General features: G+C 37.2%; 21 protein-coding genes. 5 read left to right on the top strand and 16 right to left on the bottom strand.

The genetic code is table 11. The features are described from left to right. Positions 1 to 90: 90 nt before the first annotated feature. From PaeCFBP13512_RS15515 to PaeCFBP13512_RS15485, 7 genes are all read right to left on the bottom strand, one after another. A complete protein-coding gene (locus PaeCFBP13512_RS15515) occupies positions 91 to 1,377 on the bottom strand; it encodes an ATP-binding protein (RefSeq protein ID WP_069327590.1) in 1,287 nt (428 codons plus the stop codon). A 3-nt stretch (positions 1,378 to 1,380) separates the two neighbouring features. Next, positions 1,381 to 2,124, bottom strand: a complete 744-nt coding sequence (locus tag PaeCFBP13512_RS15510) for a LytR/AlgR family response regulator transcription factor (protein ID WP_069327591.1) — start codon at positions 2,122 to 2,124, stop codon at positions 1,381 to 1,383. Continuing rightward, positions 2,125 to 3,177, bottom strand: a complete 1,053-nt coding sequence (locus PaeCFBP13512_RS15505) for a BtrH N-terminal domain-containing protein (protein WP_137224263.1) — start codon at positions 3,175 to 3,177, stop codon at positions 2,125 to 2,127. Then, entirely contained in the window at positions 3,155 to 3,736 is a 582-nt protein-coding gene (locus PaeCFBP13512_RS15500) for a hypothetical protein (protein WP_137224261.1), read from the bottom strand. The genes PaeCFBP13512_RS15505 and PaeCFBP13512_RS15500 overlap by 23 nt, the downstream gene beginning before the upstream one ends. Positions 3,737 to 3,918: 182 nt before the next feature. After that, positions 3,919 to 4,386 (bottom strand): DinB family protein, encoded by a 468-nt coding sequence (locus tag PaeCFBP13512_RS15495; protein ID WP_069327594.1) that lies wholly within the window; start codon positions 4,384 to 4,386, stop codon positions 3,919 to 3,921. 790 nt (positions 4,387 to 5,176) lie between these two features. Continuing rightward, positions 5,177 to 6,115 (bottom strand): alpha/beta hydrolase, encoded by a 939-nt coding sequence (locus PaeCFBP13512_RS15490; RefSeq protein ID WP_137224259.1) that lies wholly within the window; start codon positions 6,113 to 6,115, stop codon positions 5,177 to 5,179. A gap of 115 nt (positions 6,116 to 6,230) precedes the next feature. Next, a complete protein-coding gene (locus PaeCFBP13512_RS15485; RefSeq protein WP_137224257.1) occupies positions 6,231 to 6,470 on the bottom strand; it encodes a YkuS family protein in 240 nt (79 codons plus the stop codon). A gap of 171 nt (positions 6,471 to 6,641) precedes the next feature. On the opposite strand from PaeCFBP13512_RS15485, the gene PaeCFBP13512_RS15480 reads away from it, so the two are divergent. Then, positions 6,642 to 7,373, top strand: a complete 732-nt coding sequence (locus PaeCFBP13512_RS15480; protein WP_137224255.1) for a spermidine synthase — start codon at positions 6,642 to 6,644, stop codon at positions 7,371 to 7,373. Between the two features lie 127 nt (positions 7,374 to 7,500). Here the strand turns inward: PaeCFBP13512_RS15480 and PaeCFBP13512_RS15475 are convergent, their stop codons facing one another. The 4 genes from PaeCFBP13512_RS15475 to PaeCFBP13512_RS15460 all read right to left on the bottom strand — a co-directional run bounded on the left by PaeCFBP13512_RS15475 (position 7,501) and on the right by PaeCFBP13512_RS15460 (position 13,190). Next, the gene (locus PaeCFBP13512_RS15475) at positions 7,501 to 8,628 is read right to left on the bottom strand and encodes a 5-methyltetrahydropteroyltriglutamate--homocysteine S-methyltransferase (protein ID WP_069327607.1); all 1,128 of its coding nucleotides are present in this window, start codon (positions 8,626 to 8,628) and stop codon (positions 7,501 to 7,503) included. 23 nt (positions 8,629 to 8,651) lie between these two features. Then, on the bottom strand, positions 8,652 to 9,584 hold the full coding sequence (locus tag PaeCFBP13512_RS15470) for a LysR family transcriptional regulator (protein ID WP_137224253.1): 933 nt from the start codon (positions 9,582 to 9,584) through the stop codon (positions 8,652 to 8,654). A gap of 209 nt (positions 9,585 to 9,793) precedes the next feature. Continuing rightward, the gene (locus tag PaeCFBP13512_RS15465) at positions 9,794 to 12,007 is read right to left on the bottom strand and encodes a putative bifunctional diguanylate cyclase/phosphodiesterase (RefSeq protein WP_161594283.1); all 2,214 of its coding nucleotides are present in this window, start codon (positions 12,005 to 12,007) and stop codon (positions 9,794 to 9,796) included. A gap of 442 nt (positions 12,008 to 12,449) precedes the next feature. Next, positions 12,450 to 13,190 (bottom strand): SDR family oxidoreductase, encoded by a 741-nt coding sequence (locus PaeCFBP13512_RS15460; protein WP_137224249.1) that lies wholly within the window; start codon positions 13,188 to 13,190, stop codon positions 12,450 to 12,452. Positions 13,191 to 13,328: 138 nt separating this feature from the next. Here PaeCFBP13512_RS15460 and PaeCFBP13512_RS15455 point away from each other — a divergent pair, with 138 nt between their 5' ends. Continuing rightward, positions 13,329 to 14,165: a helix-turn-helix transcriptional regulator gene (locus PaeCFBP13512_RS15455; protein WP_137224247.1), complete on the top strand. Its 837-nt coding sequence runs from the start codon at positions 13,329 to 13,331 to the stop codon at positions 14,163 to 14,165. Between the two features lie 319 nt (positions 14,166 to 14,484). Here PaeCFBP13512_RS15455 and PaeCFBP13512_RS15450 read toward each other — a convergent pair whose 3' ends face one another. Then, positions 14,485 to 16,023 (bottom strand): acyl-CoA synthetase, encoded by a 1,539-nt coding sequence (locus PaeCFBP13512_RS15450; protein WP_137224370.1) that lies wholly within the window; start codon positions 16,021 to 16,023, stop codon positions 14,485 to 14,487. A gap of 212 nt (positions 16,024 to 16,235) precedes the next feature. Here PaeCFBP13512_RS15450 and PaeCFBP13512_RS15445 point away from each other — a divergent pair, with 212 nt between their 5' ends. The 3 genes from PaeCFBP13512_RS15445 (at position 16,236) to PaeCFBP13512_RS15435 (ending at position 17,525) form a co-directional block, all read left to right on the top strand. Beyond that, positions 16,236 to 16,550, top strand: a complete 315-nt coding sequence (locus tag PaeCFBP13512_RS15445) for an ArsR/SmtB family transcription factor (RefSeq protein ID WP_069327612.1) — start codon at positions 16,236 to 16,238, stop codon at positions 16,548 to 16,550. Positions 16,551 to 16,619: 69 nt separating this feature from the next. Next, positions 16,620 to 17,051, top strand: a complete 432-nt coding sequence (locus PaeCFBP13512_RS15440; RefSeq protein ID WP_083243468.1) for a DMT family transporter — start codon at positions 16,620 to 16,622, stop codon at positions 17,049 to 17,051. 12 nt (positions 17,052 to 17,063) lie between these two features. Beyond that, a complete protein-coding gene (locus PaeCFBP13512_RS15435; protein ID WP_137224245.1) occupies positions 17,064 to 17,525 on the top strand; it encodes a DMT family transporter in 462 nt (153 codons plus the stop codon). A 168-nt stretch (positions 17,526 to 17,693) separates the two neighbouring features. Here the strand turns inward: PaeCFBP13512_RS15435 and PaeCFBP13512_RS15430 are convergent, their stop codons facing one another. From PaeCFBP13512_RS15430 to PaeCFBP13512_RS15415, 4 genes are all read right to left on the bottom strand, one after another. Further along, complete coding sequence (locus tag PaeCFBP13512_RS15430) at positions 17,694 to 19,157, bottom strand: 6-phospho-beta-glucosidase (protein WP_137224243.1); 1,464 nt, start codon at positions 19,155 to 19,157, stop codon at positions 17,694 to 17,696. Between the two features lie 63 nt (positions 19,158 to 19,220). Continuing rightward, positions 19,221 to 21,119: a beta-glucoside-specific PTS transporter subunit IIABC gene (locus PaeCFBP13512_RS15425; protein ID WP_137224241.1), complete on the bottom strand. Its 1,899-nt coding sequence runs from the start codon at positions 21,117 to 21,119 to the stop codon at positions 19,221 to 19,223. A 132-nt stretch (positions 21,120 to 21,251) separates the two neighbouring features. Beyond that, positions 21,252 to 22,094 (bottom strand): BglG family transcription antiterminator LicT, encoded by an 843-nt coding sequence (gene licT / locus PaeCFBP13512_RS15420; RefSeq protein ID WP_137224239.1) that lies wholly within the window; start codon positions 22,092 to 22,094, stop codon positions 21,252 to 21,254. Positions 22,095 to 22,269: 175 nt separating this feature from the next. Beyond that, positions 22,270 to 24,672, bottom strand: a complete 2,403-nt coding sequence (locus PaeCFBP13512_RS15415; protein WP_137224237.1) for a bifunctional diguanylate cyclase/phosphodiesterase — start codon at positions 24,670 to 24,672, stop codon at positions 22,270 to 22,272. Positions 24,673 to 24,912 lie beyond the last annotated feature (240 nt).

Below are 24,912 nucleotides of genomic sequence, written 5' to 3'. Positions count from 1 at the left end.
ATAAAAATCAGAATTATAACCAAAAGGGGCTGAAACGAAAAAAACAATCCCTCAACGACATCGATAAGAGATTGTTTGGATAGAAATCATTTATTGAAACGGAATAACCACCATATTGTTAAATACTTGATGTTTGCTCTCAATCGTCATATTTCCCCCGTATTTATTACAGATACGATCAATATTAGTGAGCCCTATCCCATGATAATCAGGGTTAAGCTTCTGACTTTGCAATTGCCCTGCTCCTTGTTCCATATGATTCAAGATATGAATCGATAAGTGAGACGAACTGGACTGGATTTTGATCAATATATAACGGTCTTCTGCTATTTTAATTTTTTTAGAAGCTTCGATCGCATTGTCTAACATATTGCCCAGTACTACGCACAGATCATAGCGTTCGATCTGTATATGCTGAGAATATAGTTGTAACTGAGTATCGATCTGAATACCATTGGCTTGCCCGATATTGAGCGCATTGGTCACTAACGCATCAACGACTAGATTGCCTGTATTAACACGCTGATACGCATCCTCGACCTTATTAAGGGTAGTTTGGATATGTTGCTTGGCTTCTGCTAATTCATTTTTTTCGATACATTGCTCGATATAAAGAAATTGCTGATGCGTATCATGAATTATGCGCTTAATCTGTTTGAAACTATGCACAGTTTTCTCATAATTAGCATCTTGGTAATCCATCTGATCTTGCAACTGCATATTTTCATGCATTAATTGAAATTTCTCAATCATATTATCTAAAATGTACATAATAAAAACATTCAAAAAAAGAAAGCTAAAAATCGAGATAAAGTAATACATATTCTTCTCACTATACATCGACAATACATTGACTTGATAAATACTGATCGCCGGTATAGTCAGAAATAGTAGATAGTACCGGTAATGCAAAGGAAAGCTTCTACGCTTTACCACAAACCGAATAATAAGTATAATCACAAACATAATCAGGCAACTGAGCAATACACTTTTGGATAAAATAACATATTCTGCAATATTCACAGGATTGGAAACACCTAGATTTGCAGCATTGAATGGATACAAAATATACAGGGATATAAAATTAACCAACGTCAACAATACAGCATATAGAATCGAAAAAACGATTTTCATTTTGAGTTCAATGTGATAAGAAATCGACAAGCTAAAAATAACTATTAATGCTAATACCGAAGACAATACAGACGATGTATACGAATTTAAGTAAACGAAATCAAGTACACCAAAAACAATAAAATAGATCCACCGATTCGATCCCTGCTGAGCTTTGCCAAAAACAGCATTAAAATAAAAATTAATTTGATAACCCATCACTAACACAATACACGCATTCAGTAACAATAATTGATTTTCCATACGTTAATTCATACCTGTAATCATAAATTTAGTATAGGCATCTTTGACTTCTTTCACTTTAGAACGCCCGATCGGTAGTTCTTCTCCATTGGACATCAATACCATCCCTCCTGCGAATTTTTTGACATGGAGTAAATTGATGATAATCGAACGATGAATTTGTAAAAAGTGATACGACTTCAGCGCTGTAGCATAGTTCGAAATAATGCCTTTGGTTGTATGCGTTTGCTCAGAAGTCACTACATGCAATTTGTTTTTGATCGTTAAGCTTTTGACCACTTCAATTGAAATAATATCATCGTGTTTAAGTACAACTTCTTCATAGTCTGATTTGATAATCAATATTCTTTTATCTAGCGCTTGAAAATACTGACACAGCTTAAGCATCTTTTCTTCAAAAACATCGACTGCGATAGGCTTAAGCAAGTATTGAAAAGTCACTACATCAAAGCTTTCTATCATATAGTCGGGATAACTGGTTAAAAATACGATCTGTTCATCCAGATGCTTGAGGTCTCTAATACGTTGAGCGGTCTGAATTCCATTAATCCCATTCATTTCGATATCCAAAATTAAGATATGGAAAGGTTCTTGACCATTCTGGTAATGAGATACCAATGATTCGCCTGCTTCAAAATATTCAATTTCAAAATCAATGCTGGTTTTCATAGATAATGTCATCAGCATATGTTGGACAAGTTCACGTTGCTGCTGCTCATCATCACAGATAGCCACTCTATAGGTCATTTATAAATACTCCATTTCTATCTCTTGATCATTTTTTGCTAGTATCATGTGGCTGATTTCGATCAGTTCACTTTCTAACGGACGAACATCTTCTAATTTGTGCAAAATGCGAATAAGCATATGTTGACGTTTTTCCCCTTCGACATATTGGCTTTTGAGTGCCATATTAGAGACTAGCTTCCAACGCTGTGCTACATACTGGTACTTGTAAATCAATTTTTCGATAGATGGATGGTAGGATATACCTTGTTGCAAAAAGTAGGTAAACAAATAGCGATTGTTACTTATTCTGGATAAATCTTGATACATTTGTTCAACATAATTATCTGTTAATAATGTAACATCTGCTGTACAGTGACGAATATGATCTATATATCGATCTAATGCTTCTAAGCCTGTATACGCATTCACTACAGGTTGTCCATGATCGGTTGTGAGCACATTGGAATGCTGACTCTCCATCACCTCTAGATTCATTTGGATCACATCATAGATATCCTGTTCTTGCACATCCATAACCGCTTGAGTACTATCCACCACATTATAGACATATTGCGTGCCTTCTTCAATCATTTCGGTCTGTGTCAGATCGAGTGCGTTAATCAAGGTCTGTTCATCGATCGTATCTTTAAGATGATAAAATTCGTCTATAAATTCAAATTGTCCGTCTGCATAACCTACAAGTAACAAACAATGTGCAAAATGGCGCAGTTGATATAAGGAGTTATATTTCATATCAAAAACATCCAACCAGACAATCACAGGTTCCCCTTGAAGAAGTAATTGTTTGATATGGGATACCACACTACTCTGATCATCTGTCCGATAAATCTGTAGATAGATATGGTGAATATGTTGCAAATCCTTTTCAGTAGCCCTATAGATTGGAGAGATTCGAGCTGTGTCCTCTGTTCCTTGTTCTGTATACACCAATCCGCATTGTTTCGATACACTACAAAAGTCAGGAACTTTGTGGTATGCCAAAATACTGCTAACACATAATGTAAAGCAGTCTTCACCTTCTTTGGGTTCAGATCGTGGTTGCATGTTCATTCGTATTCTCCTTTTTTAAGGTTATGGCGAATAGGTGCATACAAGGATTATCCGGTAATACGATAGCATTGATATGAATAGGATGCTCAAACTGAATCGTTTGTAGCCAAATGGTAGTTTGTTTACTTGTTAACAAAGATCCTTTCTGTGTATATATACCACTACAACGATAGACTACTTTTTCATTGTATTTAGGCATCTGATCGGTCCAATTGGTCAAAGCTAACGGCATCTGATGTACTAATGTATCGTTCAAATGATACTCAACATTTTCATCATAAGAGCCATTATCTGCCGCACCCAAAATAAACATTGCGGTATAGTGATGTTCCGGAACAGATAACCGCTGATTTTCTAATTCTATATTATTAAAAGTAGACTTAGCCTCTGGAAATAAAAACGGAATATCTTCAATAATGAGATCTTTCTGATCTGGGATCTCATCTCCAGGATAAGAGGAGCCAAATGTAGTGAAATTACCTATTCGTTGTTCTAGATCATAACTAAACCCGTTGTTATTGTAATAATCGTCTAAAGGTAAAGGATAATATTTTTCCATCAGGCTCACCTCGAAGATAGTTTATTATGTAATAATATTCCAATTAATTCGAATGTTACGTTATTTTATAATGATAGTCAATCTTAATGTGAACGCTTACTTTATTTACACTAATATAACCAAAAAAGGACTACAGCTGTATATGCTATAGTCCTTTTATCTATGGCTATATCTATTAGATATTAAGCTTGTTTGACCAATTTAGACATCGCATTGACCATACCTGAATGTGAACTTTCGTGCATCGTGTTCAACTCCAACAGATCGCCGATCGTATCTGCTTTGGCAAAGTTCTCTTTGTTCACTACAGGTTCATTGATCTGTCCTGCAAATGTTTCACGTACCAGATGAGTTTGCTTAGCAAATAGATCAAGCAATTCTTCCCATGCTGGTGCTTCTGTAGTCCAATCGGCTGGTTTAGTACCTGGTCCGAAGAATGTTTTGTACTCAGCAGGAACCTCGCCACTTTTGCCTGAAAAACCAAATAGAATCATATCCGTAACCACCATAATATGACCCAATTGCCAGTGAATATTATTGTTGAACCCTGTAGGAACAATCGAACGTTGTTCTGGAGTCAACTCTGCCGTATAACCAAGAATACTTTTACGTGTTCTTTCAAATAATCCAAATATAAATAAGTCTGACATGATGATCCTCCTAATATAAAAATATAATCTAATCTCTATGCTTTTATAGAACAAAATAAAAGCAACCTTTTAAAGTCTAACTTTAATCCATTTTAAATTCAACTTTGCTACTAAATAAAACATTAAAAAAGCTAAAAATAAACAGTAAATGTAAGCGAAATCAAGTGTGAGTGATCTGAGTAAGCTAAATGAGATTTTACAGTCCCAAAACAAACTTTACTCCCCTTTAACTTTTGAAAAGATAGGTTTATTATAAAGACATCACCAAGAGGTGCTGCATCACATAAGCAACACACAAGCACCAATCAGGTGATAGTCTCATTTCCGTATTAGTAGTTAAGATATACAGGAAGGGAGCAGGATTCCGTTGGAAAATGTTAGCGAAGTATACTAGAATCGATAACACGCAAGAAAAGCGTCAGTGAAAACGTTTTTCGTGAGATCGTGGGTATACGGGAAATCATAAGCGACATGATTTGGATGGAAGCCGGATATGCTTGATGAAGTTCTCCAAAACTTGAAGATTGGAGGAACGGATATCGCTATCTCCTTTACGTAGAGTTTGGAGGTAAGGCGAACAAAGAAATGCTTTTTTATCAAATAAGTATAACAATCAGTACAACGATTATTGAAATGGTGAAGACCTAATGATCGGCAACATGGAAAATATGAAAGTATGTGCCATGTCACGCAGGAGGATTGTTTCAGGAGGAAAAATTTAATTGTATATTCAAAATAACACGTAAAACCCCACACTCTTGATATTCAAGGATGCGGGGTTTTATGTGTTTTATAGATTAAAAATACGTTTTAACGCTTCTGCACCTTGTAGCACACCTGCTGTTGCTTTATCGATCTGTGGCATACTCATAAAACCATGAATCATTCCTTCGTAACACATATATTCTACAGCAACACCTTGTTCTTGTAGCTTTTTGGCATAAGCTGCTCCACCATCTCGCAATGGATCATATTCAGCTGTAATAATCATCGCCGGAGGCAATCCACTCAAGTCTTCATATAATAATGGGGCTGCATACATATGCTGACTTTCCTCTTCTGTATTGAAGTAATGTGTACGGAACCAATCCATCATATCTGCTGTAAGCAAATACCCTTTTTGATTGTCACGATAAGAATCTGTATCTTTCTCATTGCCTACAGACGGATAATATAGCAATTGATATTGAATAGCAGGTACTCCGCCCCGTTGCTTCGCAATAATACAAGCTACCGTAGCTAGATTGCCACCTGCACTATCTCCACTTACTGCGATTCGCATCGGATCGATCTGGAACTCTTCTGCATGTTCTGTCAAATACACTAATGCATCATACGCATCCCATACCGCTGTGGGAAATTTATATTCTGGTGCTAAACGATAATCGACAGCAATCACGGTACAACTAGACTCATGTGCAAGCCTACGACACATTTCATCATGAGAATCTAGACTTCCTACTACCCATCCACCACCATGATAAAAAACAAGTGCTGGACGTGGTCCTTCTGCTGCGGTTGGTCTATAGATACGAATAGCAAGGTCACGATCTTTCAAAGGAATCACTTGATCTTTCACTTCATGTAATTCTGTTTTATTTGCCATAAAAGGTAATGTCATCATCTTCTCCATATCGCGATAGTCTGATGGAGAGATCGTATTAAATGGAGGCATAGGAAATTGATTGATCATATTAAGCAATTGTTGAACTTGAGGATCGACGGGCATAAGTGAGTACATCCTTTCCGAATGTAGATTAACGTACATACTATCTATTATATATGAAATCTGCAATGAACAAAAAACTGACCCTTGAAACAAGGATCAGTTCGGTATACGTTGATTATTTGGAAAGTTCGATATAACGTTCTACTTGTGCAACAACTTCTTCAATAGATGCACCTTCTACGCTCACGATTGGGAAATCATACAATCCAGTGTCACCATCATTTTGAACACGAACAACACCTACATCGTATCCTTTTAATTCTTGATCGCTGTTGACTAGATCAACTTGATGTCCTTTACCTTCTAATACTTCTTTAATATCGTCAAATGGTTTTTCTACAGCAATTTTAGCCATGATAGTTACCCTCCAAAAGTATATTTTTATATTTCGTTATGCTCTATTCTATGATTCACCAACTATATGTATAATGAACCATATTGTGCAATTTGGTATACTAATGTGAATTGTATTTATCCATTTTCTTCTATAGTGCGGATAACTTAATATAGTAAGGAGTTTAGGATAGTGAAGGTATTATTTCAAAATGAAGCGCAACTCTCTGTATATGAAACAAACGAATTTTATCATGAAAAAGGATGGTTTCGGATTCTCCAATTTGCGAATGAAGATATACAAGGGGCAATCGATCTGCATCATCCAGAGCGTATCCTTTTTGAATATCCACGTGCTATGATTCATCTCATGGAGCTTAACAATTCAGAGTTTCAAGATGTGTTTATGATTGGTCATGGAATAGGAACGATTGCGAGTCACTATCCAGACAAGACCTTTCGGATTGCTGAGATTGATCCTTTGGTAGTAGAACTGAGCCAGACTTATTTCAATTATGCGATAAATAATGTACGCATCGGAGATGGCAGAGCATTGCTTTCGTCAGAGAACGATCATCAGTATGACTATATTATTTTAGACGCTTTTACGACAGAAGGTACTCCGCAACATTTAATCTCTTTATTATTTTTTCAGATGACTGCTACCAAGTTACATGATAAAGGGTACTTGATGATCAACCTGATCGGTAAAGCGAATCATGATCGGCTTATCAATGCGATCTCAACGACGTTGTATGAGGTCTATCCACATCTAGAATGTTTCGCTCTACCTGCTGAAGGAACATCTGATATGCAAAATATGATTATGATCGCTGGTTATCAGCCTATACGATATCAGGGTCGTCATATGGCTGGTTTTGAGAGTAGATCACTAGGACAGGGCTATATTATTGAAGATGAATAAAAGGATATCGAAACACAAAAAGGACTTGCTATGGTGCAGACGAGCAAGTCCTTTTTATGTTTCTGGTTTTTACACAGAGTATATGAATGTGATTTGTAAAAGGAACAGGGGTATTGTATAAAGCATATTATGAACCGTTCTGAGTCCATACTTCATTCGCTGTCTCGATCACCAGACGAATCTTATCCCACTGTTCTTCTTCGGTTAACATATTGCCTTCTTCAGTCGAAGCGAATCCACACTGCGTGCTTAGACAAAGTTGATTCAGATCTACCACTTGTGCGGCTTCAGCGATTCTAGCTTTGAGCATTTCTTTGCTTTCAAGTCCACCATGTTTGGTAGTAACTAACCCTAGAACAACAAACTGATCTTTAACAAATCGTAACGGCTCAAATCCACCAGAACGTTCGTTATCATATTCTAGAAAAAAAGCATCGACTTGTGCATGTGCAAATAAAGTCTCAGCAATCGGCTCATACCCGCCTGCGGCAAACCATGTGGAACGAAGATTACCCCGACACACATGTAGCGCAATCGTCATGTCTTCTGGACGATGAGCTATACTTTCATTAATTAACCGTACATAATCTTCGGCTAATTGATCAGGATCAAGTCCACGACTACGCAAATGAACACGATGTCTACCACTGCATAGCGTTCCCCATGTGGTATCATCTAGTTGTAAATAGCGACAACCGGCATCATAGAATGCTTGAATTGCTTGTTGATAGACCGCAATAATGTCTGTAAACAGTTCTTCTTGATCCGAATAGACATCATTACCGTTATAGTGTTCTACAAAATGAAATAGCGCTGGTGAAGGAATCGTCATTTTGGCTATACGATCTCCAGACAACTGTTGTAGTTCATGAAAATGAGCTAACATCGGATGATTAGCAAAAGAAATTTTATCTACAATTTGAAAACTTTCTGTGCGTGTTTTGCTATCTTGTCCACCTGTGCCTTGATTGAGATAAATTTTCTGAGTGCCTTGAATACCTAGGAAGAAATCTAGATGCCACCACGAACGATGAAATTCTCCATCTGTAATCACTTGTAGTCCTAACGCTTTTTGCTTTTCTACTAATTGAGCAATTTCTTCATATTCAATCACTGCTAATTGATCAGCTGTAATTTCGCCTTGTTCATATTGCAGACGAGCGTCTTTCAGATCGTCCGGTCTAAGAAAGCTTCCAACGATATCATAGCGAAAAGGAGGCTTATTTCGTTTGGTGCCGATGACTGGATTGAGCATAGAATCCTCCTGTATAAGTGTAATCATAATAAGAATTGATTCAGATCAAGTAAGTTCTGAGAGATCATATCATTCAGTAGTTCGATATATTGAGCGGTAATATCACTAGGTTGTCGATCTTTATGAGCAATCCAACCAATCGTTACCGTTTCATTGGTTTCGACAGGAACAGAGATTAACTGATCTCCATTAAGTTCGGATACTAAAATACCTGTTCCTACAGTATACCCATCTGTGCCCATTAATAGATTAGATAATGTAGCTCGATCGCTCACTTTAATACTTTTCTCATTGCTCCGAATACTAAGCATTTCTTCTGAAAAGTGTAATGAATTATTAATCCCTTGTTCAAACGTAATATATGGAAAACCCAACAAGTCATCCATTTTCACGGTTTCTTTCTGTGCCAAGGGATGTGTACTGCGAATCAGAATATGAGGACTTGTATTAAACAACGGGGTAAATTTGAGATTTCCGTCACTAAATAGTTTATTCATCACTTTGAAATTACGTTCATTGATATACAAAATTCCAATATCACTTCGCAGAGAACGAACATCCTCAATAATCGGATATGTCTGTGTTTCTCTTAAATGAAAGCTATATTCGCTGACATCACTTTGCTTCATGAGTTTAACAAAAGCGTCTACAACAAAAGCATAATGTTGTGTAGATACAGAGAAATGAATTTGTGTGCGATTTTTACCATGATAGCGATTCTCGATTAATTCAGTCTGTTCTATAATCTGACGTGCATAACCCAGAAATTCCATTCCATCGATAGAAATACTGATTCCTCGATTGGTACGATCAAAGATAATAATACCTAACTCATTTTCAAGTTCTTTAATCGCATTGGAAAGGCTCGGTTGAGAGATAAAAAGACGTTTGGCTGCTTCATTCATTGAACCGCAGTTAGCGATTTCGATAGCATACCGGAGCTGCTGCAATGTCAACCGTATTCCTCCTTTTCCATCCTTTTTCAATATTTATGATAGAGTACTTCTAGTCTGATCCTGTATTTACATCTAATCGTAGCATATATGTTCAACTGTAAAAAATCAAAAGCTTTTGTTATTTCTCTATTGATCCACTGTATGACAAAACAAAAAGCAGTTCTCCTTAATGATCGAAGAACTGCTTATCTATTTTATTCTGATGTAATTTATAACGCCTGATCAATCCGAGTATTTTCTTCTAGATCACGATATAGCTTTCGTTCGATATCTTTTGCTTTCATCGGCTTACCATAATAGTAGCCTTGAATTTGAAAACATCCTAATTGAGATAACAGTTCTACTTGCTCTTCAACTTCTGCTCCTTCTGCTATCACATTCATATTTAACTGTTGAGCTAATTCTATGACTGAACGGACAACAGCAACATTACGTGGATTGGTACCAATATCATAGATCAATGAACGATCGATTTTGATAAATTGAAAAGGAAAGCGTGTAATAGTTCTCATTGAGGAATATCCTGTCCCGAAATCATCAACAGCTAAAGCAATGCCCATATCGACAAGCGATTTACATACTTTTAGAATTTGATCTTCTTCACGAATGGCTTCGCTTTCTGTAAATTCGAGACATAGTAGATGAGCCGGCAACCCGGTTTCTTTGAGAATACATTCTACTTTTTTGGCAAAGTTAGGATCACTTAGTTGACTAGCTGATACATTGACCGACATTTGCAGATCAGTATGTCCTTGTTTGATCCATAATGCCGCTTGCTGAGCAGCTTCTTTCATCACCCATTCTCCGATTTGCCGGATCGCTCCATTCTGTTCGGCTATCGGAATAAAATCTACTGGTGACACAATCCCTAGATCAGGTGAACTCCACCGCAATAAAGCTTCTACGCCAAATACTTGTTGAGTATGGCTATTCACTTGAGGTTGATATACAAGCGAAAATTCTCCACGATGAAGAGCGTTCTCTAATCCTTGTTGTAGCAATAAATGTTTTTCAGCTAATCGTTTCAATTGTTTGGTAAATAAGTGGTATTGATTTCGACCTGAGCGTTTGGCGACATACATAGCTGTGTCTGCATGACGTAGTAATGTTTCTGAATCTTCGCCATCATCCGGAGAAATACATATCCCGATACTACAAGAAACTCTATAATATTTTCCTACAATGACCACTTGCTCTTCAAAAGCATGAAGAATCTGATTGGCTATCCCAATAGCAATCTCTTCACCTTCATCAGGAGCCAGTTCTATCATAATCGAAAATTCATCTCCACCCATACGAGCGACAACAGCATGAGGAGGAACATATTGTTGTAACAACTGAGCCACATGTCTTAACAAAATATCTCCAGCTGAATGTCCCATCGTATCATTGATCCATTTGAAATGATCCAGATCAATTTGCATAACAACCACTTTATTACTCTGCTGATTGATATTATCTACAGCCATCCATAATTTACGGTTAAATTGAAAGCGATTAGCTAGTCCTGTAAGTGGATCATTGTAAGCTAGTTCGATTAATTGAGCTTCATTTAGCTGTTGAGCTGTAATATCACGTACTAATAGATAACAATACAGTTCACCATCAATCTCCAAAAAGTCATTATTCACTTCGACAATGTAAGACATTCCCGTCAAATTGCGGATCTGTACTTGAGAATTCTGTAATATCGTACGATTTTCAAATGCTTTTTTTAAACGATCTCGATAATTATCTTTATCTTCATGCTGAATCATTGCCAAAATATCAATTTCACCTTGAGATTCAGATACCGCTGTTAATAAGCGAAATGCAGGATTAGCTTCGACTGCGATACCATCTCGATTCATCAAAGCAATACCGCTACTCGATAATGTAAATAAAAGCTTATACCGGCGTTCAGCTGCTGCTAGAAAGTTATATTTGTGCATTGCAATATGAAGGGTAATAGCGAGAATCATCCCTGCGTATGCGGGCAAACTTGCGATAGGAAAAAAACTGATCTCGCCACAGAAAGAAGTATACACAAAAGTAACTACTAACCATATGGCTGCCACAATACTTCCTCGAATAATCGTTGCCATCATACGTTTCTCACGTTGATACAATAGTGAGCCGTTCATCTTGCGGTAACTAAGGACTACAAATGTAATAAGAGTAGTCAAGCTATAAAGAGCAATAATAATAAACATCACATCAAATGACAACGTACGTTCTTCGACGCGCCAGTATTCACTTTGTGTAATAGAAATATTAAATAAGTAAGGATATCCATTTAGCAAAGGAATACCTATAAGTGGAATACAAGCTAGCAAATGAACAATGTATTTAGGAATAAGCAAACGACTCAAATTAGCAAAAAAGTAAATCAGTAAAGTCATTGCTAAAAAAGATAGATTATAGCCTAAAAATGAAAAAATCATTTGTCCATATTGAAACTCTAAAGTATGCATTAAAAAATCACTTAAAAAAATTAATCCCAATGTAAACATAACCAGCATCGTTAGTCGATGCAAAGAATGTTTGGGGTTTCTCAAAATTACATTTATCGCTAAAGTCGTAAGAAATAAAAAGGGTAAAAACAAGCTCACTAAACTGATCAAAAAAATAAACATAATCGTATCCTCCAACCTAACGTTACTATAACGTTATATCTTAAATATCGAACAATATAGACAAAAAGATTAGGGTTAGAGGCAATTTTCGACATACTTCGATCATATTTATATCTTTTAATCCTTTTTATACCATAAAAGTATTAATATGTATTACATTATTCATTTGTTTATGGGTGTCCAAAGAAAAAAACTACCTCTAATTTAAAGGTAGCTTTGATCTTATTTCAAAATAATATGTTGCACTGATTTATGATGAATGTGTGCCTGTTGGTCTTACTATAATCTCATTAACATCTACTTCTTTTGGTTGCTGTATTGCATACAAAATAGCGTTAGCAATAGCATGAGCTGGTATGGAGATACGACGATATTCGATCATCGTTATACGAGCTTGTTCATCCGATATGCTATCAGCCAATTCAGATTCAGTAACCCCTGGAGAAACCAGTGTCACTTGAATATCTCCACTTGATTCTTGACGCAATCCTTCTGTTATTGCACGTACGGCAAATTTAGTAGCACAATATACTGAGGCGGTTGGACTCACTTCGTAAGCCCCTATAGAAGCTATATTTATAAAATGACCTGATTTTTGTTGCTCCATAACCGGTAAACCGGCTGCAATTCCATGTAATACTCCACGAATATTGACGTCAATCATTCGATTCCATTCTTCTACTTTATAACTATTCAATGGAGACAAGGGCATGACCCCAGCATTATTGATGAATACATCAACTTTTCCGAATTTTTGCTTGGCAAAATCGACGAATGCTTTCATCTGCTCTAATTGTGTTACATCAAGAGTATAATACTCTGCCTGTCCTCCTGCTGCTCTGATTTCTTCGACGACATGCTCTAAGCGATCTGTACGTCGTGCTCCTAATACTACATACGCTCCTGCTTCAGATAATACCCGTGCAGTGGCTTCTCCAATGCCACTACTAGCTCCTGTAATCAGTACAACTTTTTTTGAAATCATATTCATTTTTATCATCCTCCCTCATTCTTGAACCTAGTGTATAATAGGAGAACTCTGTTAAATAGATGAGCATTTATACTAGGATTTTTTATCCCAGTCTATTCATATTGAATATATGTACAAAATAATTTATAGGAGGTTACTATGCTAGAATTAGATCGTCAATTGGAATTAGGAGCTTTTCTCAAAAATCGTCGTGCTCGGATATTACCTGCACATGTAGGATTACCTGAAAATGGACGTAGACGTACCCCCGGGTTACGTCGTGCTGAAGTGGCTATGCTGGCTGGAGTAAGTATCGATTGGTATACCTATCTTGAGCAAGGAAGAGATATTCAAGTTTCTAATCAAGTCTTAGAAAGTATTGCTCGTGTTCTTCAATTAGATGATTCTGAACGTAAGCATCTCTTTTTGTTAGCTCATCGTCAATTACCACCGGAGACTGAACGCCCTCCTTTGCAAGTGAGTGATACGTTGCAACGTTTTCTAGATCAATTAGGTCATGCTCCTGCTTGTGCTATAGATGCGAAGTTAAATATCGTAGCCTGGAATAGAGCCTTCTCAGTGGTGTATGGCGATTATGATCATTTCAATACACGAGAACGTAATTTATTATGGCAAACCTTTATGTCTCCTGCATTTTTGGCTTTAAAAGGAGCTCAGTGGAAAGATCATGCTCTTCGCCTTGTTGCTCAGCTTCGTGCACACTATGCCCGTTTTATCGAAGATAATTGGTATGCTGATTTTATTCTTGATCTTCAACAGCACAGTATAGAATTTCAACAATTATGGGAATTACATGAGGTTTTGGATGCTCCTGAAGGACGTAAACTGATACATCATCCTGTAGTCAAAGAATTAGCATTTGAACATATTTCATTTCAATCTATAGATGTTCCAGATGTACAAATTTTAGTAAATATAGCGTTACCCGAATACGATACAGCTCAAAAATTAGCGCTATTACTGAATCAGAAGTAGTTAAACACTACTTTTATTCAGTAATAGCCGTATTATTTTGTATTTGTATCTATTATAGAGATGTGTTATTTATTTTTTCTGATTGAGCGTCGAAGTTGTCTTGATTTTGCGTATGATGCGAGTAATTTTGGTTTTATTATTGTGAATTTTTCATATGTTGAAATTATATTTATAGTCGTTGGCATATCGTTGGTGATCGAAAAAAATGCTTATCTATTAGGATTGCTCCCTTTTCTAAAAAAACAAAAAAACCACTGAAAATAGCTAAATATGAGCTATTTTCAGTGGTTTATCATTTAATTATTCTATTTTCTAGCAATTACACGCTATTATTCTTCTTTTCTTGTTCTCTTAGTTCAATTCTGCGAATTTTGCCAGAACTGGTTTTCGGTAGATCGCTCACAAATTCGATTTTACGCGGGTATTTATAAGGGGCTGTCCACTCTTTGACGTGAGTTTGTAGCTCTTTGATCAATTCGTGAGTCTCTTCGACTCCATCTTGTAGCACGATAAATGCTTTAACTACATGACCACGAACTTCATCAGGACTGGCCACTGCTGCACATTCTTTCACTGCTTTGTGCTTCATCAAAGCTTCTTCTACTTCAAAAGGCCCTATCGTATAACCGGAACTGATAATAATATCGTCGCCACGACCTTCAAACCAGAAATATCCGTCTTCGTCTTTCCAAGCACGATCGCCAGTTACAAAATAATCGCCATGAACGTTGACCTGTTTACGTTCTGGATTAAGGTAATACGTCTGGAACAATGCAGGCATATCCATTCGTACAGCGATATCTCCTACTTGTCCAGCTTTTACAGGTATCCCCTCTTCGTCTACTACTTCTACTAATCCTGGTGACATCGATTTACCCATAGAACCTAAGCGAATTTCGGTATCAATCAAGTTCCCGATCAACAAGGTACTTTCAGTCTGTCCATAACCATCACGAATCGTGATATCGAAATGTCGCTTAAAGGTATGAATGACTTCTTGGTTAAGCGGTTCGCCCGCAGAAACAGCACTACGCAAGTTAGGTAATTTATGTTCATCTAACCCTTCGATTTTGGCCATAATCCGATACTCTGTCGGTGTACAGCAAAGCACTTGGATATTGTAATCATGAAGCAAGTGCAAGTAACGTTTGGGATGAAATGTTCCATTATAGACAAATCCAGTCGCCCCATTACCTAGAACCGATAAGAAAGGACTCCAGATCCACTTCTGCCAGCCCGGTGCCGCTGTTGCCCATACACTATCGGTATCACGAATATCAAGCCATGGTGAAGTAATACGAAGGTGAGCATATGCCCAACCATGAGTATGCACTACGCCTTTAGGATTACCTGTTGTGCCTGAAGTATACGCTAGAATCGCCATATCATCACGGCGAGTATCTATAGCTGTAAATTCTTCAGATTGTCCATTCATCAGTTCATCCAGTCCAACCCATTGATCTGACAAGGCAATCTCTTCATTAGATACAGCAATACGATGCTTCCAAGAAGGTAACTCGTCTTCAATTTTGTCGACTTCATTCATCACATCAGACCATGCAATCACTGCTTTGGCTTGAGAATGATCCAAACGATACGCTAAGTCTTTAGCGCGTAGCATCTCTGAAGAAGGGATAATCACTAATCCGCTTTTTAGACAAGCCAGATAAATGACATAAGCAATAATCTGTCTTGGTACCATGACCAATACACGATCTCCTTTTTCTAATCCTAACTTAACTAATCCATTTGCCAAACGATTTGCCTTTTTCAACAAATCACCATAAGTGATCTCAGCATAATCATCATGCTCATTTAACCATTTCAAAGCAATCTTATTAGCATCATGACGTTCCATTTCTGACGTCAGGTTATATTGTTCGGGTGCAATCCATTTTTGATAATCCAAATGAGTAATCTCCTTTATTCAACCATAATATAAGTGTTCCCACTTCTGAATAGTATATCACGTCTTAAGACCAGGTTCTAATATCAAAAGTCATAATTCTATCTATACTAACAGAAAAGATCCAGTTTGACATATCGGTATTATTCGATATAATAGCATTTATGACAGAAATCGATATCTTTAAAGCTCTTTCTAATGAGACACGTCTAAATATATTGAAATGGTTGAAAGAACCTGAGAAGAACTTTCCCCAACAACAAGCACACTTGCCTAAGGAGGTCAGTATCAAAGGTGGCGTATGTGTAGGCGATATTCATGATAAGGTGAATTTATCTCAGTCAACGGTTTCACATTATTTATCTATTATGCAAAAGGCAGGTCTTCTAGAAGCTGTGCGTTACGGGCAGTGGACTTATTATCGTCGTAATGAAGACACAATTAAGAAAATAGCTAAGTTCTTAGATGAAGACATTTGAACAAAGCTAGTTTCTTTTTTTGAATGTATATCGATTATTCGAGATATTTATATAAAAGGAGTGAATAATGTGCGTAAAGTACTGATTTATCTAGCGGCAATTATCGCTGGTATGTCTCTAAGTATCGAAGCTGCGATCGGCGGTGCGCTAGGTGAACACGTAGGTGAATTAGAAAGTACGTATTACATTTTTATTATCGGAGCTATGGCTACTTTTCTAGTCACTTTATTTTTTGGTAAAGGTAACTTGGGTGCTATCTTTACAGTACCGAAATGGAATCTTCTTGGCGGTCTGCTAGGTGTTGTATATCTTGCTCTACTCGTCATTAGTGTAACGTTAATCGGTGTAGGCATATCGATCACAGCCGTTATTATTGGACAGATTGTGATCAGTATTATTATTGAGCACTTTGGACTGCTTGGTTCTCCCAAAATCAAATTTAATGTCAATCGATTGGTAGCTGTTGTTTTGCTTACTGTGTCGTTTTTCTTAGTCTTATAGGAGGTCAACTTTATGAATATAGTGATGTTAATTCTTCCTTTACTAGCAGGTATCGGATTAGGTATTCAATCAGCTATTAATGGTACACTCGGCAATAAGATCGGAACGATAGAAAGTGCTTTTTTCACTTTTTTCACAGGAGCGATTTTCTTAACGATTATTGTCAATTTCTTTGGACAAGGTAATATTTTGAATATCCATGAAGTTCCCAAATGGCAGTTACTGTGTGCAATCTTTGGAGTCATTTATCTGTCATTGATGGTGTTGGCTGTTCCTAAGATCGGTGTTACGGCTGCTGTTATCTCGGTTATTGTTGGTCAATTGATCGCTAGTATGGCTATTGATCACTTTGGATGGTTTGAAAGTGCAACGATTCACTTTGGTATTAAGCGTCTAATCGGAGTAGTATTAATGCTTATCGCTTTATTCTTTGTTTTCCGTGAGAAAACGTCGACCAAGACGACTACATCATAAGTCATTGATTTGTACTCATGAATAGACCGTATATATGATTAGCCTGCTCTACGGCATAATCTGTATGATTGCATATAGCTTTCAATAGAAAAGACCCTAAGCTCTGTATACCACAGAACTTAGGGTTTTCTTTTTAGAAATGATTTGGATATTTATTGTTCTTACCTTTTAACTCAAATCTTCACCATTACTAGCAATCACTTTTTTATACCAATCAAAACTTTTCTTTTTAAAGCGCTTCAGTGTACCTTGTCCTTCATTATCTTGATCAACATAGATAAATCCGTAACGTTTAGACATTTCAGAGGTAGAAGCACTGATAATATCAATAGCTCCCCAGCTGGTGTAACCCATCACATCTACTCCATCTTGAATAGCTTCTTTCAATTGCCCTAGATGCTGTCTGAAATATTCAATTCGGTAATCGTCGATAATCGTACCATCTGCTTCAAGTACATCTGATGCGCCAAGACCATTTTCAACTACAAATAAAGGCACTTGATAACGATCGTACATTTCTTTGAGCGCATAACGTAAACCTTCAGGGTCTAATTGCCATCCCCACTCGGTTACTTCTAGATATGGATTTTTGACAGTGCTAAATAGATTCCCACCGGTCACTCCATAGTCTTCTGGTGTTACAGTAGAAATCAGTGTCATGTAATAACTAAATGAGATAAAATCTACCGTATATTTTTTCAAAATAGCTTCGTCTTCTGCTTCCATCTGAATCTGAATATCGTTTTCAGCGAAAAAGCGTTTGGTAATCGGCGGGTAGCTTCCTCGTACCTGTACATCTGTATACATCAGATTCATTTGATTATCGAATTGACACTGTATCATATCAGCTGGCTTGGAAGTCGCAGGGTAATGTAACATCCGTGCTAACATACAACCGATTTGAAATTCAGGATTGATTTCTTTCGCACGCTTTGTTACCAGACTACTGGCTATAAATTGATGATGCAATGCTTGATACGCTGCTTGTTGTGGGTTCTCTTCTCGATCAGTAATAATTCCTGCTCCTGTAAAAGGTTCGATAATGGTCGTATTAATCTCGTTAAACGTAAGCCAGTATTTCACCAGATCTTTATAACGAGTCATCACCGTTTCTGCATAACGTTCAAAGAATCCAATCACTGCGCGATTTTTCCAACTACCATATTTGAGTACCAGATTCATCGGCATTTCATAATGAGAAAGAGTCACTAAAGGCTCGATATTGTATTTACGTAATTCGTTGAACAAATCTTCATAATGCTGTAGCCCTTGCTCATTAGGCTGTGCATCATCTCCATTTGGGAAAATACGAGTCCATGCAATCGATAAACGAAATACTTTAAAGCCCATTTCAGCAAATAATGCAATATCTTCTTTGTAATGATGATAAAAGTCGATCCCGTAACGCTTCGGATATCCTTCGGCTGATGGATCTTGCAATGCTTTCTCTATCGACTCACTAGAACGATGCATTAAGGAAGCAATATCACTGTAATTTTTCGTTTTGGTATACGATACCATATCCGCTGTCGATAGCCCTTTACCATCAACGTTAAAAGCTCCTTCTGCTTGATTCGCTGCAATCGCTCCGCCCCACAAAAAATCCTTTGGAAAAACGTGTTCTGTTGTCATATAAGTAGCTCCTTTATATTGAAATATTTATCATTTTAGAATGAAATGTTAGATCGTGATTCATTATAGATTTAGCTGTAATACTGGTTGATTGATCTGAATATTGCCTTTTTGAATCGGTTCAATCTGTTGATAATCATTGGTATTCGTCACAACCATCGCTGTCGTAATATCATATTGTTCAGCGATTTTATCCAATTCAAATGTCAGCAATAGATCACCTGTATTTACTTGATCGCCTGTCTTCACATGAGCTTCAAAGAACTCTCCGCGCAATTTGACAGTATTGATTCCTACATGGATAAGGATCTCTGCTCCATGCTCACTACGTATCACCATCGCATGTTTGGTTTTGAATACATTCAGTACTGTGCCTGTCACTGGCGATGCCAAAATACCTTCAGAAGGTACAAAAGCAATCCCTTTGCCCATCATTTCATCTGCAAATGTAGGATCGTTCACTTCTTGCAACGCAATCGCTTGTCCATTCATCGGAGACATAATCTGTTCAGATGCTAAATTAACAGATGTAGAAGTAGCGATACTGTCCGATTCTACGGGTGCAGAAGGAACAACTTCTTGCTCTGCTGGATGCACTCCGTTTTCTTTGATACCTAGAATGTAAGAGACAATCACTGCGACGATAAAAGCGACTGCCATACTGAGTAAAGAGTACACGAATGTAGGCCCTATCAAAGCAGGCAATCCTGGAATACCACCATTACCCGCCAGTACATAAGCATTCGCTCCAAATCCTAAAGCAATTGCTCCCCCTGCCGCACTACCGATCAGTCCTGCTAGAAATGGCTTTTTATACGTAATATTGACACCATAAATCGCAGGTTCAGTTACACCCATTAGCGCTGTTAATCCTGTAGACAATGCTAATGATTTTAACTTTTTATCTTTTGCCCGGAAAAACACACCGAATGTAGCTCCTGCTTGTCCCATATTAGCGATATAAGTAATCGGCAAAAATTTATCCACACCGAACTTCGCTAGATTACTGATAATGACAGGCACAAGCGCATAATGCATACCAGTCATCACTAATAACGACATTGTTCCACCGATAAGTATACCTGCAAAGATTCCGCCTTTAGCGATCAACCAGTTGATCACACCAGACAATCCATCACCGATAAACGTACCTAAAGGTCCAATCAAAATAAGAGTAATTGGCACAACGACCAATAATGTAATCAGCGGTACAAATAGCAATTTAAGTGAAGAAGGCATATACCGATCTACATACTTTTCCACATAAGACATTAGCCAGATCGATAATAAAATAGGAATAACTGATGAAGCATAACTTACAGCCGTAACAGGAATCCCGATAAAGCTTACTCCATTACCAGACGACAATAACGCTCCCATATCTGGATATAACAATGATGCTCCAACCGCCACAGCGACATAAGGATTCGCTCCAAATTTACGAGCAGCACTTACAGCTAGTAGTATTGGTAAGAAGTAAAATACTCCATCACCAATCGCTGAAATAATACGGTACGTATCGGTACCTGCGGACATCCATCCTAGAGATACCAGTAAAGCGATTAATCCTTTGAGTAAACCAGCTCCAGCAATCGCTGGCAAAATCGGTGCAAACACACCAGAAATCACATCAAAAATACTGGAAATTACATTTTTCTTTTTAGATGAAGAATGGGTACTGTCTTCTTTTGAAGTGGTTTTCTCACTATTTTGTAACGCCGGATACTGTTCTACGAGACTGTCGAATACTTTAGGAACATCGTTACCGACAATCACTTGAAATTGATCTCCTGATATATTGGTGCCCATTACTTTATCTATTGATTTCAAAGCGTTTGAATTGACTTTACTGTTGTCTTTCAGATCGAATCGTAGACGTGTAATACAGTGAAACACCGAATTAATATTGTCTGTTCCTCCTACAGCTTCGACGATTTGTTTGGCTGTTTGTGAATGGCTCATATGCTCATCTTCTCCTATACCCCTATATTGGTGTGATTTTGCCAATAAAAAAACCTGAACGAACAGACGTATCCTAGATAGGTCTAATCATTCAGGTATTGCCTGCCAGAGCAGTAACAAGCCTTGGTTATTTTATTGTACCGGTTTATTTTTGACCAAACGCTCTACATGTAAGGTAAGATACAATTGTTCAGAGTGGGTCATCGTATAACCGTAATTTTTCAGAATAAACGTTTTGATTTTACGAATACAGTTAAAACTTTCTTGATAATTCTTTTTCACGACATCATACAGATACTCTTCTGCATCATCATAGCTAGCATGGGTAATCACCCGCTGACAGAAGTACTTGAGATGTGTAATAAAGCGGAAATAGCTAATACTGTCTTCATCATATTCGATATTAAAATGATACTTAATAATATTCATAATCTCCTGAAGCAACTGCATCAAGTGAGTGACATCATTCATCGAATCGTTCACTTCGGCATTGATAAAATGCAAAGCAATATTGCAAATCTCTTCTTTGGGAAATGCTATATTCAATCGTTCTTTGAGCAATGTCAACGCTTCTTTGGCAACATCGTATTCTGCTTTGTAGAAGTGTTGTACTTCCCACGATAGCGGATTACGAACAATCATATTTTGCTGAATACGTTCTGTTGCAAAATGAATATGATCGGATAAAGAGACATAAATGCCATCACTGATCGTTTTATTTAACTGTGTACGTGCCAGACTGACAATATCATCAGTCACTTGCAAAATTTCAATCGGAACCTGCATCACAGTTGCTTTGAATTTCTCATAAATCGTTGCATCTTGTAAGCGAAATATCTTCTCAATCTGATTCTCATGGATCGCGTCGCCTACATGAGAATTAAATCCAATACCCCGGCCGAGGATAAGTAATTCTTGATGATTATCATCCAGTGTACTTACAATATTGTTGTTAAAAATTTGCTTAATGATCATATTCAGTCACCTACTTCTTCGACTATCTTTCATGTGAAAACACGAAAAAGGGCAAAACAACAAAAGGAATACAAAACTGTATCCTCATGTGGTTTTGCCCGCATTACCGGTAACAAGCCTTGCCTTTACGTTATCATGATCTGAAAACGGTGTCAATCCTTATTCATGCTTGTAGTTATGATACACGGCTATGAATAGCATTCTCTGGTGAAAGCGGACGGCTGTAATAAAATCCTTGTACATTATAGCATTTCCATTCTCGCAGTAATGCCACTTGTTCTTCCGTTTCTACACCTTCAGCAATAATTTTCAAACCTAACTGCTTCGCCATCGAAATAATCATTTCAGCAATTGCACGACTGTCTTTATCAATAGTAATTTTACGAATAAAGGAACGATCAATTTTGAGACAACCAATCGGCAAATTATGCAAATAACTAAGTGAGCTATATCCTGTACCAAAGTCGTCCATCGATACCGATATACCGGACTGCTTCAATTTACCCAGAATATCGATTACATGATCTTCATTATGCATCATAGCACTCTCAGTAATTTCAATTTCTAACAATGTCGGATCAAAATCGAGTTCTTTTAACGTTCTAATAATGGTCTCGTAAATATCTGGTTTCATTAAATGGATAGGTGATACATTAACAGCGATCGGTACCGCATCATACCCTTCACACTGCCACTGTTTGCTTTGCAAACAAGCTGTACGTAACACCCACTGTTCTAACGCAATAATCATCCCTGACTTTTCTGCTAAAGGTATAAAAGAAAGCGGTGGAATCTCACCTAGAATCGGATGATACCAACGAATCAATGCTTCATACCCTATAATCAATCCAGTACGGATATCGAACTTCGGTTGATAAACTAATTTTAATTGATTATTATCAATCGCTTGCTCTAGATCATTTTCAAGCATAATCTGTTCCAGACTGCTCTGATCGGATACAGCATCATAAAACTGATATTGAGAGCTACCATTTTCTTTGGCTGTATACATCGCTGTATCAGCACGTTGTGTCAATACACCTGCGGATGCTCCATCTTCAGGGAAACGAGCAATACCGATCGATGCTGATAATTTAACCGCATGTTTTTCGATATGAAAAGGTTGTACAAATCGATCAATCACTTTGCTTGCGATCGCTTTGATTTCTTCAATATCAGATAATCCCGGTACAATAACGGTGAACTCATCTCCACCCATCCGAGCTACAAAGCTATTTTTAGGCAAGCAGCTTTTGAGCACCAGACCGGAATGACGAATGACTGCATCTCCAAAAGCATGACCAAACAAATCATTAATACGTTTGAAGCGATCTAAATCAATAAAAAATAACGTAAATGGTGAATGATGATTATCGACCATCGTATACATGGATAGTCTAGTTTCAAAAGAACGTCGATTCGCCAGCCCTGTCAATTCATCATGGTAAGCAAGGTGACGGATCGTTTCTTGATCTCTTTTGCGCTTAGTAATATTTTTGGCAATGGTATAAGCACCAGCAATTTTGCCATGGACAAAAATAGGAATAGACGTTAATGCAATTGATAATATGCGACCTTGCTCAGAACGTAATTCTAGATCAATCGTACTGGAATGTCCGCTTAATACTAATTCAAGGTGATCTTGAGCCAGAGTTTTCTGTTCCCCTTCTAATAGATCTGTAGCACGTACTCCAATTAAAGGCTTGCCTATTTCTTTAGACATTTTCTCTGCTCTACGATTGATGCCTGTAATCACACCATGAATATCAAATTCGATAACACTATCCGGGTTCTGCTCATACAATGAACTGTAGTATTGCTCCCGTTGTATCATTTCACGATTTTCTTTCTGCTCGCGTACAAAGATAAAACTATCAGGTATAGCATATAGACTGGTTGCTACAAAAATCATGAAGATATAAGGAATAAGGTACGATTTATCAGTCAATCCCATTTGTTCAAAAGATAATACGGAATATGCACAAATTAAAGGTATTCCTGCAAGCCCTATACCTGAAGTAACGATTCCAAAAATCATTGTAGGTGAACGTAGACCATGTTCCCGATTACGACTAGATAATGAAAATAAGCGCATAACCGCCAAGCAAATAGAAATAGCTATCGGAATCGTCATCCAAATCAATTCAGGATTCCACATTAAAAACCCTCGGAATAGATACAATGTATTGGCATAATCAAAAACTAAAATAGTGACAGCAACAATCATACTGGTCATAAAAAATTGCATGGATCCGCGCCATGAAGAAAATGCATACCGTGAAGCAGCATAGACTGCTCCATAACAACCCAAAATCGTAAATATAAGATGTAATCCATAATATTTCATCGTAATCGGTACATTCATTGATATAGGGATCAAAATATGAGACGTACTAAAAGCCAGTGCGCCAATAAGAGCAATTATTCGCTGTCTTTTTTTCATATTTTGATTACGCAACGAAGAGCTAGACCACGAAGAGCCAATAACTATGACAGCACAACCTACCATAGAAGCTAAAGCGGCTATACACACATATAACCAGTGGACGGGTATCGTCGTTTCCAAAATCGTATTCATTTTTCTGCCTCTTTCGTTACGTTTCTATGCTTCTATCTCTCATTAGTTCTTTAGACTAATTACTATGAGTCTTTTATCATATAAATTTAAACCAAAAGTAAAGACTTTAAACTCATTTTACATAAAAATTGTTAATAAAGTATGAAAAAATTTTATTTTTCGCTAATTTTCGCATAAAATTTTAATTTTTTTTCGTTTTATTTCATTTTAAGCTGAAAATTAAATCAAAAGTCCTAATTT

Origin of the sequence: Paenibacillus sp. CFBP13512 (assembly GCF_005233705.1) — a bacterium.
Lineage (GTDB): Bacteria > Bacillota > Bacilli > Paenibacillales > Paenibacillaceae > Saccharibacillus > Saccharibacillus nuruki.
Note: the sequence above shows the minus strand (reverse complement) of the source record. Positions and strands in the feature narration are given on the sequence as shown.

Excerpts from the sequence above, each read along its gene's own strand:
- PaeCFBP13512_RS15515 (WP_069327590.1), bottom strand. The coding sequence starts at position 1,377 with ATGGAAAATCAATTATTGTTACTGAATGCGTGTATTGTGTTAGTGATG.
- PaeCFBP13512_RS15510 (WP_069327591.1), bottom strand. The coding sequence starts at position 2,124 with ATGACCTATAGAGTGGCTATCTGTGATGATGAGCAGCAGCAACGTGAA.
- PaeCFBP13512_RS15505 (WP_137224263.1), bottom strand. The coding sequence starts at position 3,177 with ATGAACATGCAACCACGATCTGAACCCAAAGAAGGTGAAGACTGCTTT.
- PaeCFBP13512_RS15500 (WP_137224261.1), bottom strand. The coding sequence starts at position 3,736 with ATGGAAAAATATTATCCTTTACCTTTAGACGATTATTACAATAACAAC.
- PaeCFBP13512_RS15495 (WP_069327594.1), bottom strand. The coding sequence starts at position 4,386 with ATGTCAGACTTATTTATATTTGGATTATTTGAAAGAACACGTAAAAGT.
- PaeCFBP13512_RS15490 (WP_137224259.1), bottom strand. The coding sequence starts at position 6,115 with ATGCCCGTCGATCCTCAAGTTCAACAATTGCTTAATATGATCAATCAA.
- PaeCFBP13512_RS15485 (WP_137224257.1), bottom strand. The coding sequence starts at position 6,470 with ATGGCTAAAATTGCTGTAGAAAAACCATTTGACGATATTAAAGAAGTA.
- PaeCFBP13512_RS15475 (WP_069327607.1), bottom strand. The coding sequence starts at position 8,628 with ATGCTCAATCCAGTCATCGGCACCAAACGAAATAAGCCTCCTTTTCGC.
- PaeCFBP13512_RS15465 (WP_161594283.1), bottom strand. The coding sequence starts at position 12,007 with ATGATTTTTTCATTTTTAGGCTATAATCTATCTTTTTTAGCAATGACT.
- PaeCFBP13512_RS15460 (WP_137224249.1), bottom strand. The coding sequence starts at position 13,190 with ATGAATATGATTTCAAAAAAAGTTGTACTGATTACAGGAGCTAGTAGT.
- PaeCFBP13512_RS15455 (WP_137224247.1), top strand. The coding sequence starts at position 13,329 with ATGCTAGAATTAGATCGTCAATTGGAATTAGGAGCTTTTCTCAAAAAT.
- PaeCFBP13512_RS15450 (WP_137224370.1), bottom strand. The coding sequence starts at position 16,023 with ATGGAACGTCATGATGCTAATAAGATTGCTTTGAAATGGTTAAATGAG.
- PaeCFBP13512_RS15445 (WP_069327612.1), top strand. The coding sequence starts at position 16,236 with ATGACAGAAATCGATATCTTTAAAGCTCTTTCTAATGAGACACGTCTA.
- PaeCFBP13512_RS15435 (WP_137224245.1), top strand. The coding sequence starts at position 17,064 with ATGAATATAGTGATGTTAATTCTTCCTTTACTAGCAGGTATCGGATTA.
- PaeCFBP13512_RS15430 (WP_137224243.1), bottom strand. The coding sequence starts at position 19,157 with ATGACAACAGAACACGTTTTTCCAAAGGATTTTTTGTGGGGCGGAGCG.
- PaeCFBP13512_RS15425 (WP_137224241.1), bottom strand. The coding sequence starts at position 21,119 with ATGAGCCATTCACAAACAGCCAAACAAATCGTCGAAGCTGTAGGAGGA.
- licT (WP_137224239.1), bottom strand. The coding sequence starts at position 22,094 with ATGATCATTAAGCAAATTTTTAACAACAATATTGTAAGTACACTGGAT.
- PaeCFBP13512_RS15415 (WP_137224237.1), bottom strand. The coding sequence starts at position 24,672 with ATGAATACGATTTTGGAAACGACGATACCCGTCCACTGGTTATATGTG.